The 18,278-nt window shown below is 67.0% G+C and carries 14 protein-coding genes and 1 tRNA gene; 10 read left to right on the forward strand and 5 right to left on the reverse strand.

Translation table 11 applies throughout. The features are described from left to right. Positions 1 to 59: 59 nt before the first annotated feature. From serS to NV382_RS04915, 5 genes are all read left to right on the forward strand, one after another. Positions 60 to 1,325 (forward strand): serine--tRNA ligase, encoded by a 1,266-nt coding sequence (gene serS, locus NV382_RS04895; RefSeq protein ID WP_260599407.1) that lies wholly within the window; start codon positions 60 to 62, stop codon positions 1,323 to 1,325. Further along, entirely contained in the window at positions 1,325 to 2,089 is a 765-nt protein-coding gene (gene surE, locus NV382_RS04900; RefSeq protein WP_260599408.1) for a 5'/3'-nucleotidase SurE, read from the forward strand. The genes serS and surE overlap by 1 nt, the downstream gene beginning before the upstream one ends. Before the next feature lie 23 nt (positions 2,090 to 2,112). Continuing rightward, positions 2,113 to 3,162, forward strand: coding sequence for a peptidoglycan DD-metalloendopeptidase family protein (locus NV382_RS04905; protein ID WP_260599409.1), 1,050 nt, complete (start codon positions 2,113 to 2,115; stop codon positions 3,160 to 3,162). 153 nt (positions 3,163 to 3,315) lie between these two features. Then, on the forward strand, positions 3,316 to 4,542 hold the full coding sequence (tyrS, locus tag NV382_RS04910; RefSeq protein WP_260599410.1) for a tyrosine--tRNA ligase: 1,227 nt from the start codon (positions 3,316 to 3,318) through the stop codon (positions 4,540 to 4,542). 98 nt (positions 4,543 to 4,640) lie between these two features. Then, positions 4,641 to 4,958 (forward strand): PilZ domain-containing protein, encoded by a 318-nt coding sequence (locus NV382_RS04915; protein ID WP_260599411.1) that lies wholly within the window; start codon positions 4,641 to 4,643, stop codon positions 4,956 to 4,958. Here NV382_RS04915 and recG read toward each other — a convergent pair. Continuing rightward, positions 4,955 to 7,015, reverse strand: coding sequence for an ATP-dependent DNA helicase RecG (gene recG, locus NV382_RS04920; RefSeq protein ID WP_260599412.1), 2,061 nt, complete (start codon positions 7,013 to 7,015; stop codon positions 4,955 to 4,957). The genes NV382_RS04915 and recG overlap by 4 nt on opposite strands. 72 nt (positions 7,016 to 7,087) lie before the next feature. On the opposite strand from recG, the gene NV382_RS04925 reads away from it, so the two are divergent. Both NV382_RS04925 and mfd read left to right on the forward strand, forming a co-directional pair. Continuing rightward, the gene (locus NV382_RS04925) at positions 7,088 to 7,354 is read left to right on the forward strand and encodes an FAD assembly factor SdhE (protein ID WP_260599413.1); all 267 of its coding nucleotides are present in this window, start codon (positions 7,088 to 7,090) and stop codon (positions 7,352 to 7,354) included. 129 nt (positions 7,355 to 7,483) lie between these two features. Beyond that, positions 7,484 to 10,936: a transcription-repair coupling factor gene (gene mfd / locus NV382_RS04930; protein WP_260599414.1), complete on the forward strand. Its 3,453-nt coding sequence runs from the start codon at positions 7,484 to 7,486 to the stop codon at positions 10,934 to 10,936. Positions 10,937 to 11,073: 137 nt separating this feature from the next. Here mfd and NV382_RS04935 read toward each other — a convergent pair whose 3' ends face one another. Together NV382_RS04935 and NV382_RS04940 are read right to left on the reverse strand one after the other, a co-directional pair. After that, complete coding sequence (locus tag NV382_RS04935) at positions 11,074 to 11,496, reverse strand: YybH family protein (protein WP_260599415.1); 423 nt, start codon at positions 11,494 to 11,496, stop codon at positions 11,074 to 11,076. Next, positions 11,493 to 13,472 (reverse strand): putative bifunctional diguanylate cyclase/phosphodiesterase, encoded by a 1,980-nt coding sequence (locus NV382_RS04940; protein ID WP_260599416.1) that lies wholly within the window; start codon positions 13,470 to 13,472, stop codon positions 11,493 to 11,495. The genes NV382_RS04935 and NV382_RS04940 overlap by 4 nt, the downstream gene beginning before the upstream one ends. 130 nt (positions 13,473 to 13,602) lie before the next feature. On the opposite strand from NV382_RS04940, the gene moaA reads away from it, so the two are divergent. The 3 genes from moaA to NV382_RS04955 all read left to right on the forward strand — a co-directional run bounded on the left by moaA (position 13,603) and on the right by NV382_RS04955 (position 15,523). Beyond that, positions 13,603 to 14,598, forward strand: a complete 996-nt coding sequence (moaA, locus tag NV382_RS04945) for a GTP 3',8-cyclase MoaA (RefSeq protein WP_260599417.1) — start codon at positions 13,603 to 13,605, stop codon at positions 14,596 to 14,598. A gap of 6 nt (positions 14,599 to 14,604) precedes the next feature. Continuing rightward, positions 14,605 to 15,381 carry an NAD kinase gene (locus NV382_RS04950; protein WP_260599418.1) on the forward strand — a complete coding sequence of 259 codons (777 nt, stop codon included), beginning with the start codon at positions 14,605 to 14,607 and terminating at the stop codon, positions 15,379 to 15,381. A gap of 67 nt (positions 15,382 to 15,448) precedes the next feature. Beyond that, a tRNA-Asn gene (locus NV382_RS04955) sits at positions 15,449 to 15,523 on the forward strand. 71 nt (positions 15,524 to 15,594) lie between these two features. Here the strand turns inward: NV382_RS04955 and NV382_RS04960 are convergent. After that, a complete protein-coding gene (locus tag NV382_RS04960) occupies positions 15,595 to 16,653 on the reverse strand; it encodes an NAD(P)H-dependent flavin oxidoreductase (protein WP_260599419.1) in 1,059 nt (352 codons plus the stop codon). 211 nt (positions 16,654 to 16,864) lie between these two features. Continuing rightward, entirely contained in the window at positions 16,865 to 18,133 is a 1,269-nt protein-coding gene (locus NV382_RS04965) for a glycosyltransferase (RefSeq protein WP_260599420.1), read from the reverse strand. Positions 18,134 to 18,278 lie beyond the last annotated feature (145 nt).

Raw genomic sequence — 18,278 nt, forward strand, 5'->3', positions numbered from 1 at the left:
ACGCCCCGTGAGCGGCTTGGGTTGCGCAGGGGTAGCGGCGGCGGCATAGCCTGCCGGCCATGCACGACATCAAGCTGATCCGCGAAAACCCCGCCGCCTTCGATGCCGCCTTGGCCAAGCGCGGCCTGTCGCCGCTCGCCGACAAGCTGCTCGAGATCGACCGCGTCCGGCGCGAGCAACTCACCGCCGAGCAGACCAACGTCGCAGAACGCAACGCGCTGGCCAAGCAGATCGGCCAGGCCAAGGGCAAGAAGGACGATGTGCTGGCCGAGCAATTGCTCGCACGCGTGCAGGCGTTGAAGGACGAAGCGCTCGGCTTCGTGGCAATGGACGGCGAGTTAGACGATCTGCTCGCCGGCATTCCCAACCTGCCGCTGGCCGACGTGCCGGAAGGCGCCGACGAGGACGACAATCAGCTGGTGCACGAACGCGGTGTGCCGCGCAGCTTCGCGTTCGAGCCGAAGCTGCACGACGATATCGGTCCTGCGCTGGGCCTGGATTTCGAGACCGGTGCGGCGATGTCCGGCGCGCGCTTCACCTTGGTCCGCGGCAGCGCCGCCAAGCTACACCGCGCACTCGGGCAGTTCATGCTCGACACGCTGACCTCCAGCCATGGCTATGAGGAATGCGCGCCCCCGCTGTTGGTCAAGTACGATGCGCTGTACGGCACCGGACAGATGCCCAAATTCGCCGAGGATTTGTTCAAGGCAGGCGAGGATCACTGGCTGATCCCGACCGCCGAGGTCAGCCTGACCAACATCGTGGCGGGCAAGATCCTGAGCGACAAGGAATTGCCGCTGCGCTTCACCGCGCTCACCCCCTGCTTTCGATCCGAAGCCGGTGCGGCGGGCCGCGACACTCGCGGGCTGATCCGACAGCACCAGTTCGAAAAGGTCGAGATGGTCTCGATCGTGACGCCCGATACTTCCGAAGCTGAGCACGAGCGCATGACCGCATGTGCCGAGGGGCTGCTCGATGCGCTCGGCATGCCGTTCCGCCGCATGAAGCTCTGCACCGGCGACATGGGCTTCACCGCGGCACGGACCTACGATCTCGAAGTCTGGCTACCCGGCCAGGGCCGCTACCGCGAGATATCCAGCTGCTCGACCTGCACCGATTTCCAGGCGCGGCGGATGAACGCGCGTTATCGCCCCGAGGGGGAGAAGCAGACGCGCTTCGTGCACACGCTGAACGGCTCGGCGCTGGCGGTCGGGCGGACGCTGGTGGCGGTCCTGGAGAATTACCAGCAGGAAGACGGGTCGGTGGCGGTACCGGAGGTGCTGCAGCCGTATCTCAAGGGGCTGAACCGGCTGGAGCCGGTATAATGCGCATCCTGATCACCAACGACGATGGCTATCACGCCCCCGGCCTCGAGGTATTGGAGGAGATCGCCGCCGCTTTCTCCGACGACATCTGGGTCGTCGCACCCGCCGAGGAGCAATCGGGCGCGGGCCATTCGCTGACGCTCAGCCGGCCCATCCGCGTGCGACAGCATGGCGAGAAGCGCTACGCCGTCGCCGGCACGCCGACCGATGCGGTGATGATGGCGCTGGCGCGGATCATGAAGGATACGCCGCCAGACCTGATCCTGTCGGGCGTGAACCGCGGCGCGAACCTGGCCGAGGACGTGACCTATTCGGGCACCGTCTCGGCGGCGATGGAGGGGGCGCTGGCCGGGGTCCGGTCGATCGCGCTCAGCCAGGTCTATGCGCGCGAAGGCATGGGCGACACCGTGCCGTTCGAGGCGGCAAGCGCGTGGGGGCAGCGCGTGCTGCGCCCGCTGATCGATGCGCCGCTCGCGGCACGCACGTTGGTCAACATCAATTTCCCCGCCGGGCCGGCCGATGCGGTGAAGGGGATCCGCATCGCCAACCAGGGCCTGCGCGATTACGGGCGGCTGAAGGTGGATACGCGGCGCGATCCGCGCGGCTATGAATATCACTGGTTCTCGCTCGGGCCGGTCATCTCCACTCCGGCGCACGCGACCGATCTGGAGGCGGTGGCCGACGGCTATGTCGCGGTCACGCCGCTGCATCTCGACCTGACACATTACGAATCGGTCGATATGCTCGCGGCGGCCTATCACTGAGCCGTAACGGGAGGGGAACTGACATGAGGATCGCGTTGGCCGCCCTGCCGCTTCTGGCGGGGTGCATTCCCGGCGGCGGCGAGCGCCCTGCCCCAAGCCCATCCTACGATCGTCCCCAGCCCGTCCGGGCACCGACCGACAGCGGCTCCGACGAGGTGCAGACGCTGCCGAGCCCCCCGCCCGCCTGGCAGGCGCGGCCGGTGACCGCCGATGCGCAGACGATCGAGGCGAGCAGCTATGTCGTGCGACCGGGCGACACGCTGCGCGCGGTCGCCGATCGTACCGGCGCCGGATCGGAAGCGGTCGCGCGCGCCAACGGCCTGGTGCCGCCGTTCACGATCCGCGTTGGTCAGCGGCTGGAGATACCGGGCGGCCGCTATCACCTGGTGCGCTCCGGCGAGACCGGGATCGCCATCTCGCGCGCCTACGGCATCGATTGGTCGCGCATCGTCACCGCCAACGATTTGGCCGAACCCTATGTCCTGCGTGTCGGCATGCGCGTGCTGATCCCGGGCGTCACGCCGGGCCGGACCCGGCTGGAGGAGCGTGCGGCGGCGTTCAAGCTCGATGTCGACGATCTGGTCACCGGCAGCAGCCCGGCGATCCTGGCGACGCAGCGCCCCGCCCAGCCGACCACGTCGCCACGGCGCGTGCTGTCCCCGACCACGCCGGTGGCGGAACCGGCACGGCTGCGCGGCGGGTTCATCTGGCCGGTGCAGGGGCGCGTGGTCGGCCAGTTTGGCCCTGGGGCAAGCGGCGAGAAGATCAACGGCATCAAGATCGCGGTGCCGCTCGATACGCCGATCAAGGCCGCCGCCGATGGCGTGGTGGCCTATGCCGGCGACGAGATCGCAGCACTAGGCGGGTTGGTGATCATCAAGCATGGCGATGCGTGGACCACGGTATACGGCCATGCCAGCAAGCTGCTGGTGCAACGCGGCCAATCGGTGAAGCGCGGGCAGACGATCGCGATCTCGGGCGATTCCGGCTTTGCCGACCGGCCGGAGCTACATTTCGAACTGCGCAAGGGGCGCACGCCGGTAAACCCGATCCCGCAGCTTCCGTCTTCATAGCGTTCACCACCACTTCTACCCACTTGTTCTCCCGCCTTTGCGGGAGAACAAGTGGGTACAGGCTCACGCCGCATCATGCCGAGCAAGGTCAGGCTATTGCGGAGCCTTAGGCGAGGTAGCGCAATCCGCTGGCCACATGCTAAGCGCGCGCGCATGACCGAGCATAATTCCCTCCTCCTGCGCACGCTGGCGTCGCGCGGCTATATCCACCAGACGACCGATGCCGCCGCGCTCGACGCGCTGGCCACCAAGCAGGTCGTGCCCGGCTATATCGGCTTCGATCCGACCGCGCCGTCGCTGCATGTCGGCAGCCTGGTACAGATCATGCTGCTGCGCCGGCTGCAGCAGAGCGGGCACAAGCCGATCGTGTTGATGGGCGGGGGCACCGGCAAGATCGGCGATCCGAGCTTCAAGGACGAGGCACGCAAGCTGCTCGGCGAGGACGGGATCAAGGCGAACGTCGCGTCGATCCGCCGCATCTTCGAACGCTTCCTGACGTTCGGCGACGGCCCGAGCGATGCGGTGATGGTGGACAATGCCGAGTGGCTCGACGCGCTCGAATACATCCCGTTCCTGCGGGACGTGGGGCAGCATTTCAGCGTCAACCGCATGCTGAGCTTCGATTCCGTCAAGCTCAGGCTCGACCGCGAACAGTCGCTGAGCTTCCTCGAATTCAACTACATGATCCTGCAGGCCTACGACTTCCTCGAACTGTCACGCCGTGCCGGGTGCCGGCTGCAGATGGGCGGCTCCGATCAATGGGGTAACATCGTCAACGGCATCGAATTGTCGCGCCGCATGGATGGGACGGAAGTCTACGGCATCACCACCCCGCTGATCACCACGGCAGACGGCGGCAAGATGGGCAAGACGATGTCGGGCGCCGTCTGGCTGCACGAGGATCAGCTGCCGCACTTCGACTATTGGCAATTCTGGCGCAACACCGACGACCGCGATGTCGGTCGCTTCCTGCGGCTGTTCACCGATCTGCCGCTGGACGAGATCGCACGATTGGAAGCGCTGCCGGGCGCGGAGATCAACGAGGCGAAGAAGGTGCTGGCGAACGAAGCGACCGCGATGTGCCGCGGAACGGCGGCAGCGGCCGAAGCGGCGGAGACCGCGCGGCGGACGTTCGAGGAAGGATCGGCCGGCGGCGTGCTGCCGACCTTTGCCGTCGCGGGTGAGATCGGCGTGATCGACGCGCTGATTGGGATCGGCTTCTGCGCATCCAGAGGCGAGGCGCGGCGACTGATCCAGGGTGGCGGCGCCAGGGTGGCGGGCGAGAAGGTGACGAGCGAGGCCATGACGATCACCGTCGGCGACACCCCGGTGGCGATCGCTGCGGGAAAGAAGCACCACGGCCTGCTGATCCGCGGCTGACGGCCGGCTTCCTTAACAAGCAAGTAAGCACGTTCCTTGCCGCCGGCTTTACGCGGGTGCCATAGCCCAGGGTCAGCGTCACCGTGGGGGATACCATTATGGCTACCGGCAACATCGCCTATGCGGATCATCGCATGCTGGCCCGCGACGAAGTCGATTACCGGGTGCGCGCCTTTGGGCCGGATGCGCGCGAATTGTCGCTGCTGATCGTCAACATTTCCGCGCGAGGCCTGATGGCGCGCTGCGAACGCGACCTGGAAGTCGGGTCGCGGCTGCGTGTGCCGCTGCCGGTCGTCGGCGTCGTCGCGGCGGAAGTGCGCTGGGCGCTGGGCGGCCGCATCGGTTGCGAACTGGATGCGGCGATCGAGCTTGCCGACTATTACGAACTGCTCGCCCGGATGGTGCGCGGGAACTAACCCGAGCGCAGCAAGGCAACGCCTGCTTCGCGCTCGAACAGATACAGCGCGGTGCGAGCCGCCTGCCCACGCGGCCCGTCCAGCCCGCCATCGCGATCGATCAACAGGCGCGCATCGTCGGTGGCGATCGGCAGCAATTCGGTCAGCATTTCAGGGCTGGCGATGCGAAACGCCGCCTCGCCCGATTGCTTGGTGCCGAGCAGTTCGCCCGCCCCGCGCAGCCGCAGATCTTCTTCGGCTATACGGAAGCCATCATTGGTTTCGCGCATCAAGGCGAGGCGCGCGCGCGACGTTTCGCTCAGGCCGTTGCCGCGGATCAGCAGGCAGTTCGACTTGCCCGAGCCGCGCCCGACGCGCCCCCGCAACTGGTGGAGTTGGGCGAGGCCGAAACGATCCGCCGCCTCGATCACGATCAGCGTTGCGTTGGGCACATCGACCCCGACTTCGATCACCGTGGTCGCCACAAGCACGCCAATGCGCCCGGCGGCGAACTCGGCCATCACTGCATCCTTCTCCGGCCCCTTCATCCGGCCGTGCACCAATCCCACACGATCGCCGAACCGCGCGCGCAGCGTTTCCGCGCGGTCCTCTGCAGCAGCGAGATCGCTCTTGGCGCTTTCCTCGACCAACGGGCACACCCAATAAGCCTGGGCGCCATCGGACAAATGCCGGGCGAGTGCCTCAACCATGTCGGGCAAGCGATCCTCAGAGATCACCCGTGTCTCGATCGGCTGGCGGCCGGGGGGCATTTCATCGAGCATGCTGACGTCCATCTCGCCATAATTGGCCAGCGTCAGCGTGCGCGGGATCGGCGTGGCGGTCATCGCCAGCAGATGCGGCGCGGCGCGCGCCTTGGCTTGCAGCATCATGCGCTGCGCGACGCCGAAACGGTGCTGCTCGTCGACCACGACGAGGCCGAGATCCTTGTACGTCACCGTGTCCTGGAAGATGGCGTGCGTGCCGATCAGGATATGGATCGCTCCCGACGCCAGCCCCATCAGCGTCGCTTCGCGCACCTTGCCCTTGTCGCGCCCGGTTAGGATCGCGATCTCGACAGGCAGCCCGGCGAGCTGGCGGCGCAGCGTTTCGTAATGCTGGCGCGCGAGGATCTCGGTCGGGGCAAGCAAGGCTCCTTGCGCGCCGGCCTCGACCGCCATCAGCAGCGCCATCGCCGCGACCAATGTCTTGCCCGACCCGACATCACCCTGCAGCAGGCGCAGCATCGGCTGCTCCTGCGCGAGATCGCCCTCGACCTCGCGCACCGTACGCGCCTGTGCGCCGGTGAGTTGATAGGGCAGCTTCAAGGCATCGCGCAGGCGGCCGTCGCCGGCCAGCGCCCTGCCCCGCCTGGCCCGCGACGATTGCCGCACCAGCGTCAGCGCGAGCTGATTGGCGAACACCTCGTCATAGGCCAGCCGTTCGCGCGCCATGGCATCCGACGAATTGGCATGGATGCGGACCAGCGCCTCGCGCCATGTCGGCCAGCCGCGCTTGGCCAGCAGGCCGGGCTCAATCCATTCGGGCAGATCGGGCGCACGCTCCAGCGCCTGCTCGACCAGCTGCCCCATGCGCCGCGAGGTAATGCCTTCCGACAGCGGGTAGATCGACTCGCGCGTCGCCACGTCAGGCGCCTCTTCCAGCGGCAGGCAATAATCGGGATGCACGATCTGCAGCTCTTGCCCGTACATCTCCAGCCGCCCCGACACGCGGCGCTGCTCCCCAATCGGCGCCAGCTTCTTCGCCCAGCCGGGTTGGCCGCCAAAATAGACCAGGCTGACAAAGTTGCCGAGCGCATCACTCGCCTGCACGCGCGTCGGCCCGCGGCCATTGCCCGAGCGATAGCTTTGCGCGGTCAGCGTGATGGCGATGGTGCGTCCGGCATCGGCCATGTCCAGCTCGGTACGCGGCACCCGGTCGATCCAGCCGGTCGGCAGATGGAAGGCGATATCGATGATCCGCGCGAGCCCCAGCCGATCGAGCGGCTTGGCCAGCCCCGGGCCGATGCCCTTCAGCGCCGTGACTTCGGCGAACAATGGATTGAGGATATCGGGTCGCATGACTATCTGGGTCTCTACAGTCCCCCGACAGTCGCCGCTAGCGCCTGCCGGGCAATCGTCGTTGGAGTAAGCATGGATCGCGAGACACGTCTGAAACGCCTGCATTTCCGCGCGCACCATCGCGGCGTGAAGGAAGCCGATCTGCTGATCGGCGGGTTCTTCGACGCGCATGGCCGCGGCTGGGACGAGGCGGAGATGGTGCTGTTCGAGGAACTGCTCGAGGAGCAGGACGTGGACATCATGGCCTGGGCGATCGGCACGGCGGTGGCACCCGAGCGGTATCAGGGCTCAATCGTGACCGCGCTCAAGACGCTGGATTACGTGCCGATCGCGACCTAACTCCAAAGCACCCCGTCACCCCGGACTTGTTCCGGGGTCCACTCCTCCGTTCACGCCGCATCCATTGTGGCACGGTGGACCCCGGAACAAGTCCGGGGTGACGGATGGGTGGACGAACATGGAAACCGAATGCCCGATCTGAAGAAAATCCTCGCCGCCAAGCGCCCGCTAACCCTCGCCGGCGTCCCCACCGGGTTCGAGCCATGGCTGCTCACCGATCTCGCCCGCGCCGCGCCCGCCCGCGCCGTCTTCATCGCGCCGGACGAGGTGGCGATGCGCGCCATCTCCGCCACCGCACAGGTGTTCGCGCCTGAATTGAAGGTACTGACCTTCCCAGCCTGGGATTGCCTGCCGTACGATCGCGCCAGCCCGACGCTCAACGTCATGGCGGAGCGCATGGCGACATTGCACCGCCTCCAGCAGCGCCCCACGAAACCACAACTGCTCGTCACCACCGCCAACGCAGCCGCGCAGCGCACGTTGACGCCGTTCCGCATCCGCCAGCTCGTCACCACGCTCGCCCCCAAGGCACGGATCGATCGCGACAAGCTCGCCACGATGCTCCAGGCCAACGGCTATGTGCGCGTCGAGACGGTGGCGGATTCCGGCGAGTTCGCGGTGCGCGGCGGCCTGGTCGATCTGTTCCCGAGCGGCGAGGACCATGCGCTCAGGCTCGATTTCTTCGGCGACGAGATCGAATCCGTCCGCACCTTCGATCCGCAGGACCAGCGCACCACCGGCCGCGTCGAGGGCTTCACGCTGCTGCCGGCGTCGGAGACGCTGCTCGACGAGGACAGCATCAAGCGCTTCCGTAGCCGCTACCGCGAGCGCTTCGGCGCCACCGCGACCGGCGATCCGCTGTACCAGGCGATCAGCGAGGGCCGGCGGCTGGCGGGGATGGAGCATTGGCTGCCGTTGTTCGAGGACAAGATGGCGACGTTGTTCGACCATCTCGGCGACGGCGCGGTCGTGCTGCGCGACGGCGGCGTGATCGCCGCGGCGGAGCAGCGCTTCGAGGCGATCACCGATTATCACGCCAACCGCGTCAAGGCGCAGGTCAGCGATCCCGGCAGCTATCGTCCGTTGCCGGCGGATGCCTTGTACCTGACCGCCAAGGAGTTCGCCGAACGCGCGGACGCAATCCCGACACACCAGACCTCGCAATTCCACGAACCGGAATCGGCGACGGTGCTCGATTTCAACGTCGATGGGCCGCGCGATTTCGGCGCGGAGCGCTCCGCGGGGGCGAACGTGTACGAGGCGGTGGTGCATCACCTGCGCACCGTGCAGCGCGACGGCAAGAAGCCGATCCTGGCGAGCTATTCGATCGGCGCGCGCGAACGGCTCGCCTCGCTGCTGGCGGATCACGGCCTGAACGGCGGGGTCAAGGTCGATACGTGGCAAGAGGCCTTGGGCGTCGGCAGCAAGAGCGTCGCCCTGCTCGTCCTGCAGCTCGATCACGGCTTCGCTACCCCGGACGTCGCGCTCTTGACCGAGCAGGACATGCTCGGCGACCGCCTCGTGCGCCGCAAGAAGCGCAAGAAATCGGCCGACGCGTTCCTTGCCGAGCTGGCGATGCTCACGCCGGGCGATCTTGTCGTCCATGCCGATCATGGTATCGGCCGCTACGAAGGCCTGACCTCGATCCCGGTCGGGCAGAGCCCGCACGATTGCGTCGCTTTGACGTATGCCGGCGGCGACAAGCTCTTCGTGCCGGTCGAGAATCTCGAAGTGCTGTCACGCTACGGCTCGGACAGCGACGGGGCGAGCCTCGATCGTCTCGGCGGCGAGGCGTGGCAACGCCGCAAGTCGAAGATGAAGGAGCGGATCCGCGAGATCGCCGGCGAGCTGATCGCCACCGCCGCGGAACGCGCGACGCGCTCGGCGGACGTGATCGAGGCGGATAGCAGCTATACGCAGTTCGTCGATCGCTTCCCGTACGAGGAAACCGAGGACCAGGACCGCGCGATCAACGACGTGCTCGGCGACCTGACCAAGGGCACGCCGATGGACCGGCTGGTGGTCGGTGATGTCGGCTTCGGCAAGACCGAGGTCGCGTTGCGCGCGGCGTTCGCCGCGGCGATGGGCGGGCTGCAGGTGGCGATCGTCTGCCCCACTACCCTGCTCGCGCGGCAGCACTTCAACAATTTCACCGCGCGGTTCGAAGGCTTCCCGATCAATGTCGGGCGGCTGTCGCGGCTCGTGCCAGCGGCGGAAGCCAAGGCGACCAAGGAGAAGCTCGCCGACGGCCAGATGGACGTCGTCGTCGGCACGCACGCGATCCTCGCCAAGTCGATCGACTTCAAGCGGCTCGGCCTGGTGGTGGTCGACGAGGAGCAGCGCTTCGGCGTGACGCACAAGGAGCGGCTCAAGTCGCTCAAGACCGACGTCCACGTGCTGACGCTCACCGCGACGCCGATCCCGCGCACGCTGCAGATGGCGATGTCGGGCCTGCGCGAATTGTCGGTGATCCAGACGCCACCGGTCGATCGCCTTGCGGTGCGCACGTACATCATGCCGTGGGATCCGGTGGTGCTGCGCGAGGCGCTGTTGCGCGAACATTATCGCGGCGGGCAGAGCTTCTTCGTCACGCCGCGCGTCGCCGATGTCGAGGAAATCGAGGCGTTCATGCGCGACCACGTGCCGGAAGTGCGCGCGGTCGTCGCGCACGGCCAGATGTCCGCGACCGAGGTCGAGGAGCGCATGTCGGCCTTTTACGACAAGAAGTTCGAGGTGCTGATCTCCACCACGATCGTCGAGAGCGGGCTCGATATTCCGAGCGCCAACACGATGATCATCCACCGCGCCGACCGTTTCGGCCTCGCACAGCTCTATCAGCTGCGCGGGCGCGTTGGGCGGGCGAAGACGCGCGCCTATGCGTACCTCACGACGCCGCCGAACCGCATCGTCACCGAGACGGCGGAGAAGAGGCTGAAAGTGTTGTCCGATCTCGACAGCCTCGGTGCCGGGTTCCAGCTGGCGAGCCACGATCTCGACATTCGCGGCGCGGGCAATCTGCTCGGCGACGAGCAGTCCGGGCATATCAAGGAGGTCGGCTACGAACTCTACCAGTCGATGCTGGAAGAGGCGATCATGGAGGCAAAGGCCGGCGGCCAGCGGCTACGCCCGAAGGATTTCAGCCCGCAGATCACGGTCGATGCACCGATCCTCATTCCCGAGGATTACGTGCCCGATCTCGACCTGCGCATGGGCCTGTATCGCCGCCTCAACGACGTCGAGGACCAGGACGGCGTGGAGGCGTTCGCCGCCGAGATGATCGATCGCTTCGGCCCGCTGCCGAGCGCGACGGAGAATCTGATCCGCATCATCGAGATCAAGATGCACGCCAAGCGCGCGTGCGTGTCGAAGATCGACGTCGGGCCGAAGGGGGCGTTGGTGACGTTCCAGAACGACACGCCGCCCAATATCGAAGGGTTGCTGGCGTGGGTCGGCAAGCTCGACGGCGTCGCGCGGCTGCGGCCGGACAGCAAGCTGGTGGTGACGCGCAGCTGGGCCGATCCCAAGGCACGCCTGCACGGCGCGCTGCAACTGGCGAAGGGACTGGCGCGGGCGGCGGGGTAATCCCACACTTCCCCGGCGAAGGCCGGGGTCCAGTAGCGATGGCAGAGGTTACGACGCGCAGCGCCCACCACCTTCCGCTTACCAACTGGACCCCGGCCTCCGCCGGGGAACAGCTTAATCAGCGCGTCCGGCCAAACCTAAGAGCTATGATCCGCCACGATCCGCCACCCGCCCGCCTCGCGCACGAACACCAGCGACGTCGGCCCACGCTGCTCGCGCGCCTCCGCAAACCGCAGCCGGTACCGTGCGATCAGCAGCGCATGTCGCGCGTCGAGCAGCGTGAAGCGGATCACCTCGAACGACAGCGTGCCTCGCTTCGCCGCCACCTCCGGCGCAAAACGCGGGCGATAGCGCGCAGCGATCGCCGCCTTGCCGCTGACGATCCCGTCCTTGACCACGAAGCTGGTATCGGCCGCCGCCGAATAGACGCGCATGAAACGATCGAGATCGCCCGCATTCCAGCCGGCGGCGCTATCGGTCATCGCCGCCATTATCTCCGCCTGGGCCACAGCGACCGGCGTCGGAGCAGCAGCAAACACGGCAACCACGATACCGATCATGCGCGTTTCTCCAGCAAGCCGACCAGCGCCGAGCTCGACACCGCCTCCGAGCACAGGAAGCCCTGATAATATTGGCAGCCTTCCTTGGCCAGGAGATCGAGCTGTTCCTCGGTCTCCACGCCTTCGGCGATCACCGACAGGCCGAGCGACCGCGCCATGTCGATCACGCCGCGCACGACCACGCGGTCGCGCGCCGTGCCGGTGATGTCCTGCGCCAGTTTCTTGTCGATCTTCAGATAATCGAGCGGCAACGACTTGAGATAGGCGAGGCTGGAATAGCCGGTGCCGAAATCGTCGATCGCCGTGCGACAGCCGGCCTGGCGGAACGTGGTGAGCAGGTCGGCGGCAATGCTCAGATCCTCGATCAAGCCGCTCTCGGTGATCTCCAGCGTCAGCCGTTGGCTCGGGAATCCGCTGCTATCGATTCGGTCGAGGAACAGGTCGGCGAAGCCCGGGCGGGCGATGTCGCCCGCGGTCAGGTTCAGCGACAGCCGCAGCTTCGACAAGGGCTCGGGCCAGGCCGCCGCACGCTGCAGCACGATCTGCTGGATGTGATCGGACAATGCGATCTCCAGATGGGCACGGGCGGCAGCCGCGAACAGCAGGTCTGCGCCGATCCTGCCCAACGTACCGTGCTCCCAGCGTGCCAATGCCTCCACGCCGACGATCGTGCCATCCCCCATCGCCACCTGCGGCTGATACAGGATGTCGATCTCGCCCCGTTCGATCGCGGTCCCCAGCTCCGATGCCAGCCGATCGACCGGGGCATCGCGTCGATCGGCATCGGCGACCCGCACCGAAGCGCTGTCCGACGCCTTGGCATCTGCCAACGCCTCGCTCGCGCGACGGAGCAATGCCGTCGCGTCGTCTTGCGGCGCACGCTCGGCAATGGCGATGCGGCAACCCAGCACGGCGATCGAACTGCCCACCACGAAGGGTTTGGCCAGCACGCCGGCAATCCGTTCTACCGCCAGGTCGATCCGCGCGCGCGGCTGTTGCGTCGCGACCAGGAACTCGGACCCGCCCATCCGCGTGACCAATACCCCCTTGTCCAACGTCTCGCGTGCTGCCTCCTCGATCCGCTTGTACGTGCTGCGCAACAACGCATCGCCGGCTGCGCGGCCATAAGCGGTGTTGATCACCTCGAAGCGGTTGAGCGCGACCAGTACGACCGCAAGCGGCGCTCCCGCCAGCAGGCGCCGGTCGATCCAGCGGCGCGTGCCGCCGACATCGCGGGCGCCGGCCAAGGCGTCGTGCATCGCAGCGGTGGAGTTGGGCGCACTACCCAGCGGCTCGACCAGCGCATCGACGCGCCGTTTCGCGGCATCATGCTGGACATGCTGCACCACCCGTCCGACGCCGGCGATGTCGTTCGCAAAAGCCGTCGCCGGCCGCGACGACAGCCGCCGCAACGCCGCCACCGCTGCGCGCCGCTCCGCCGTATCGAGCTTGCGCAGCAACGTGCGCGGCGATGCATCCTCGGCGACGTCGAGCAATCCCGCCAGCGCCGGCGTCAATTGCATCGTCCGCGCACCCAGATCGAACCGCCAGCCGAGCGGATCGGCAGGCGCACTCGGCCGCCAGTCGCCGGCCATCCGCGCGGCATGGCGCGCGGCGAAGCGCACCGCCTGGACGAACTCCGCTTCGCTGAACGGACTCGCCAGGAAATGCGTCGCCCCGGCATCGTAAAAACGCGGTATGGCATGCAAATCGCCGCGCGAGACCAGCGCCAGCATCGCACCGCCATTGGCGCCGACCGCATCCTCCAGCGCCGCCGCCGCCTCCAGCCCCTCGGCCAGTGATCCGCGCGCATCGATCACCGCCACGGCCGCGCCGCCGGTCAGGAAGCGGCGCTCGGCACCTTCCGACCGCCTGGCGGCGACGACCTGCCAGCCTGCCCGGACGGCCGATGCGGCGAGTTCGTCGCGCTGCCGGAACGACAGGATATACAGTCGGTCCGCCTGTACGTCGGTCAATCTCACCCCCGGCTCGAATTGCTGGCCCCTTCCTGCTCTGTCCGACGTTTACACCGCAAGGACAAGGCTTCTCCGCGGCCATCGGGCAATCGCCCTTGTTCCACCTCCTCCAAAGGCCTAGCTTTCGCCTATGTCCTGTGCGCCCAATCTGATCGATAGCCATGGTCGTACCATCAGCTATCTGCGCATCTCGGTCACCGACCGCTGCGACCTGCGCTGCCGCTATTGCATGGCCGAGCATATGACGTTCCTGCCCAAGGCGGCGGTGCTCAGCCTGGACGAGATGGCGATCATCGCCGAACGCTTCATCGCGCGCGGGATCCGCAAGATCCGTCTGACCGGCGGCGAGCCGCTGGTCCGCCGCGATGTCGGGCAATTGGTGCGCCGGCTCGGCCACCATGTCGGGCATGGGCTGGACGAGCTGACCATGACGACCAACGGCAACCACCTGGTCGAGCATTCGGCGGCGTTGGTCGATGCCGGCATGCGCCGCATCAACGTCAGCCTCGACACGCGCGATCCGGCGCTGTTCCGCCACATCACCCGCCACGGCGACGTCGCCCGCGTGATCGGCGGCATCTTCGCCGCGCGCGATGCCGGCCTGCGGGTCAAGATCAACATGGTGGCGCTGAAAGGCCAGAACGATCGCGAGATCGGCTCCATGCTCGCTTGGTGCCGCGACGAAGGGCTGGATCTCACGCTGATCGAGACCATGCCGTTGGGCGCGATCGACGAAGATCGCACCGACCGCTTCGTGCCGCTAGGTGCTGTCCTGGACGAACTCAAGGCCGAGTTCCCGCTGGTGCGCGACACACATGATAGCGGCGGCCCCGCGCGCTACTGGCGCATCGACGGAAGCGACACCCGGCTGGGGCTCATTTCCCCGCTGACCGCCAACTTCTGCAGCACCTGCAACCGCGTCCGGCTGACGACCGAAGGTATCCTCTACACCTGTCTCGGCCATGACGATCAGGTCGATCTCAAGACGATCCTGCGGGTACAGGGCGTGGCCGGGCTCGATGCCGCGCTGGATGCGGCGATGGGCTCCAAGCCGCTGGCACATGAATTCGACATCGCCGCCGCCGCGCCCGCCGTCAGCCGACACATGAGCGTGACCGGTGGTTGAGACAGGATGAGCGAGCAACGCCGCGCCCTGGTCGCCTCCCCTACCCCTCCGGCGCAGGAGGCCGCGCGCGAGCTGGCCGACGCGCATGATTGGGTACCGCTGGAGGAAGCCGAGCTGATCGTCGCGCTCGGCGGCGACGGCTTCATGCTGCAGACGCTGCATGCCATGCTCGAGCGGCGCAAACCGGTCATACCGGTGTTCGGCATGAACCTTGGCACCGTCGGCTTCCTGATGAACGAATGGCAGCGTCACGGGCTGCACGATCGGCTGGCGCGGACCAGGCCGTTCAAGGTCGTGCCGCTGGCGATGACGGCCGAGACGATGGGCGGCGAGATCGTCACCCTCCCGGCGATCAACGAAGTGTCGCTGCTGCGCGAGACGCGCCAGACCGCCAAGTTGGAAGTCACCCTCAACGACCGCATCGTGCTGCCCGAACTGGCCTGCGACGGCATTCTCGTGGCGACGCCCGCCGGCTCGACCGCCTACAATTTCTCGGCCCAGGGCCCGATCCTGCCGCTGGGCTCGGCGATGCTGGCACTGACCCCGATCAGCCCGTTCCGCCCCCGCCGCTGGCGCGGCGCGATCCTGCCCGACAAGGCACGCATCGGCATCCGCGTGCTCGAACCCGACAAGAGGCCGGTCAGCGCCGTTGCCGATCAGCGCGAGGTTCGTGATGTTTCGCGCGTCGACATCGTCATCGATCGCGCCCGCGAACTCACCTTGCTGTTCGATCCCGAACATGCGCTCGACGATCGCATCACGATGGAGCAATTCGCCGCCTGAGCGATAATAGCCGCCGAACGGGGTTGCATCCCCGTTCGAGCCGTTTATAGAACCGGCCTCGGCTCATTCCCCGATAGCTCAGCGGTAGAGTAGGTGACTGTTAATCACTTGGTCGTTGGTTCGAATCCAACTCGGGGAGCCAGTTCCAGCCTGCAATGCGCGGGTTGGAGGATGTGGCAAATGACTGCAACCACAGCGTTGGCACAATAAGGGTCAGACGCGACAGCGCTCGAGTTCTCGGCGCAGCGTCTCGACCATTTCCGCGGCCGGCATCGCGCGGGAAAGCGGCGCACCCCGGCCGGCCCATTGCGCACCGAAACCATGCTCGCCCCGCGCCACGGCCGCTGCGTGAAGCGCCTTCGCGGCATCATAGGCGATCGGGTAATCGGGCGGCAGCCTGTCGGCGACGTAATCGGCAAGCGCCGTGAAGCGGTTGCCCAGCGCCCGCGCAGGTCGGCCGGAAATGATCGGCGTCAGCCGTGTATGATCGGCCCCCGCCCCCGTCAGAGCGGCGCGATACGCCGTGTCGGCGGCAGATTCCGGGCAGGCAATGAATGCGGTACCCAGCTGGGCGGCCGCCGCGCCGAGATCGAGGGCGGCGGCGATACCAGCACCATCCATGATCCCGCCAGCTGCGATGATGGGTACGCCTGCCTCTCGCACCAGCAACCGCGTTAGTGCGATCATGCCGAGCGCATCGTCCGGTGCGTGAGGGTCGAAGACCCCGCGATGCCCGCCTGCCTCGACCCCCTGCGCAACGATGGCATCGATGCCGGCCGCTGCGATGGCGCGTGCCTCCTGGGGGCTTGTGGCGGTCGCCATCATATAGATGCCGCGCGTGCGCAGCGCCGATAGCGCGTCAGCGGAGGGCAGTCCGAAGTGGAAGCTGACGACAGGTGGCGCCAGTTCCAGCAGCATCGCCAGCATATCGGGATCGTCGGCGAAGCTCCGGTAGCGCGGGCGGAGCGCTGTGGGAGGCGCAGCGCCGAACTCGGCAAAAAGCGGGGCGAGCCATTCCAGCCACGCTGCCTCTCGGGCGACATTGGGCTTTGGTGTGTCATGAACGAACAGGTTGACGTTGAAGGCGCGTGCCGTCCTGCCGCGCACTTCCTCGATCATCGCGCGAGCGCCTGCCGCATCCGTCGCGCCTACTCCAATGGAGCCAAGCCCCCCAGCTTCGGAAACCGAGGCCGCCAGCTTTGGTGTCGAGACGCCCGCCATGGGCGCCTGGATCAAGGGGATCGTGAGATGAAGGCGATCGATCAAGGACATATGCGGGCAGCATCCGTCGGGAAGCAAAAAGCCCCCTCGGTTTGGGTTGTACTAGACCGAGCAAATATCCTCTGAATGGCTTCCTGGCTGCAAGCCGATTTGATGCTGCGGTGGATTGTTCGGGCGAATTCCTCCAATGGCGCATCTATGCAGCACGTTCGGCTCCGGGGTCTTGAAGAGGGCTAAAAGCTCTCATGTTTTTTGCTGGCGATCACGCCTTCCACATTTCACCTTGCCCTCGCCCGCCGCCTCCATCCTCCGTGAGAGCGGCACTCGCCAAGGCTGCCGCTTGCGACGCACCCCCGGCGGTCGCCATCTCCGCCGCCAGCTCTTCCGCCGCCCGTCGATAGCATGCATTCCCCGTCACCGTGCGCAGTGCCGCGGACAGGCTGCGCACCGTCAGCCACCGTGGCGACAGCGACAGCCCCGCCCCGACACGCACCACCCGCGCCGCGGTCCCGGGCTGCTCGAAGGCGATCGGCAGCGCGACGATCGGCACGCCCGCCGCGAGCGCATCCAGTACCGAGTTGAAGCCACCGTGCAGCACGGCCGCCACGCAGCGGGACAGGATCGCCTCCTGCGGCCAGAATGCGCGCACCAGCGGATCGCCGGGCAGCGCCGCTGCTTGTTCTGCGCTCAGGCCGCCGCCATGCCCGATCACTGCGCGCGCGCCGATCGCGGCGCATGCCTGCGCCATCATCGCGAACAACCTGCGCCGGCTACCTTGCAGCGTGCCCAGCGAGCAAAAAATGAGCGGTCGTCCATCCGCGGGCAGATCGGGCTCTTCACGCGTCACCGAGCGCCAGGGACCGCCAAAGACGATCGGTGCCGTGCGCGGATAATCGAGCCCCTGCGGACATTGCGCCACGACAAGGCGGGGTGCGCCCTCGCGCTCCAGCCCCCATGCCCGGCGTCGCGCGTCCAGTACCTGCGTGATCGGGCGCAGCAGCACGTCCGAAACGGCATAGCCGCCGCGATTACGAAATCGGCCAAGCCTGTTTGCCCGGTAAGCCCATCCGAGAAACGGCGGCGGCACGTCGGGCTCGCGCAGCAGCGGCAGGCCGGTGACACTGACGACATAGGGAACCCCGATCCGCCGCGCGATCAGCGACCCTGCTGGCTCCGCCGAATCAGCGATGACCGCATCGACACCGATCCGCTCCAGCAGGGTGGGTGCATGGTCGAGCAACGCTTCGGTCATCGTCGCCGTGGCCCGGATCATCCGGGTCAGGCCGATCGGTCCTGTCGCGTCCGCTAGCCTGGCGAGATAGCCGGCCAGTGCCCCGGGTCGGGCGCTCGAACCATCCAGTGCGGCAAAGCCGACATCCGGTTCCCGCACCAATGATGCAGCGTCGGCTATATGGACCATCGTCACCCGGTGGCCATGCGCCATCATAGCGGTGCCAAGCGCTTGCAGTGGATTGAAGTGCCCGGGTGTGGGCGGCGCGATGATCGCGATGTGGCGGCTAGCGGGGATCACACACCTGCGCATCAATCAACGGAAGTGTTGCGCTAGGTTCCGCCGACGCCGCTGTCGAGAGGAGATGGCGGGCGGCAAGAGGCGATCGGAGTGATTGGCGCTTCGCGAGCTGATCAGCCGTGGCTGGAAACTGCCCCGCAAGCCG

It is taken from the genome of Sphingomonas endolithica, assembly GCF_025231525.1.
Taxonomy (GTDB): domain Bacteria; phylum Pseudomonadota; class Alphaproteobacteria; order Sphingomonadales; family Sphingomonadaceae; genus Sphingomonas; species Sphingomonas endolithica.

Excerpts from the sequence above, each read along its gene's own strand:
- moaA (WP_260599417.1), top strand. The coding sequence starts at position 13,603 with ATGTCCTGTGCGCCCAATCTGATCGATAGCCATGGTCGTACCATCAGC.
- tyrS (WP_260599410.1), top strand. The coding sequence starts at position 3,316 with ATGACCGAGCATAATTCCCTCCTCCTGCGCACGCTGGCGTCGCGCGGC.
- NV382_RS04950 (WP_260599418.1), top strand. The coding sequence starts at position 14,605 with ATGAGCGAGCAACGCCGCGCCCTGGTCGCCTCCCCTACCCCTCCGGCG.
- NV382_RS04935 (WP_260599415.1), bottom strand. The coding sequence starts at position 11,496 with ATGATCGGTATCGTGGTTGCCGTGTTTGCTGCTGCTCCGACGCCGGTC.
- NV382_RS04915 (WP_260599411.1), top strand. The coding sequence starts at position 4,641 with ATGGCTACCGGCAACATCGCCTATGCGGATCATCGCATGCTGGCCCGC.
- NV382_RS04960 (WP_260599419.1), bottom strand. The coding sequence starts at position 16,653 with ATGTCCTTGATCGATCGCCTTCATCTCACGATCCCCTTGATCCAGGCG.
- mfd (WP_260599414.1), top strand. The coding sequence starts at position 7,484 with ATGCCCGATCTGAAGAAAATCCTCGCCGCCAAGCGCCCGCTAACCCTC.
- NV382_RS04905 (WP_260599409.1), top strand. The coding sequence starts at position 2,113 with ATGAGGATCGCGTTGGCCGCCCTGCCGCTTCTGGCGGGGTGCATTCCC.
- surE (WP_260599408.1), top strand. The coding sequence starts at position 1,325 with ATGCGCATCCTGATCACCAACGACGATGGCTATCACGCCCCCGGCCTC.
- serS (WP_260599407.1), top strand. The coding sequence starts at position 60 with ATGCACGACATCAAGCTGATCCGCGAAAACCCCGCCGCCTTCGATGCC.
- NV382_RS04925 (WP_260599413.1), top strand. The coding sequence starts at position 7,088 with ATGGATCGCGAGACACGTCTGAAACGCCTGCATTTCCGCGCGCACCAT.
- recG (WP_260599412.1), bottom strand. The coding sequence starts at position 7,015 with ATGCGACCCGATATCCTCAATCCATTGTTCGCCGAAGTCACGGCGCTG.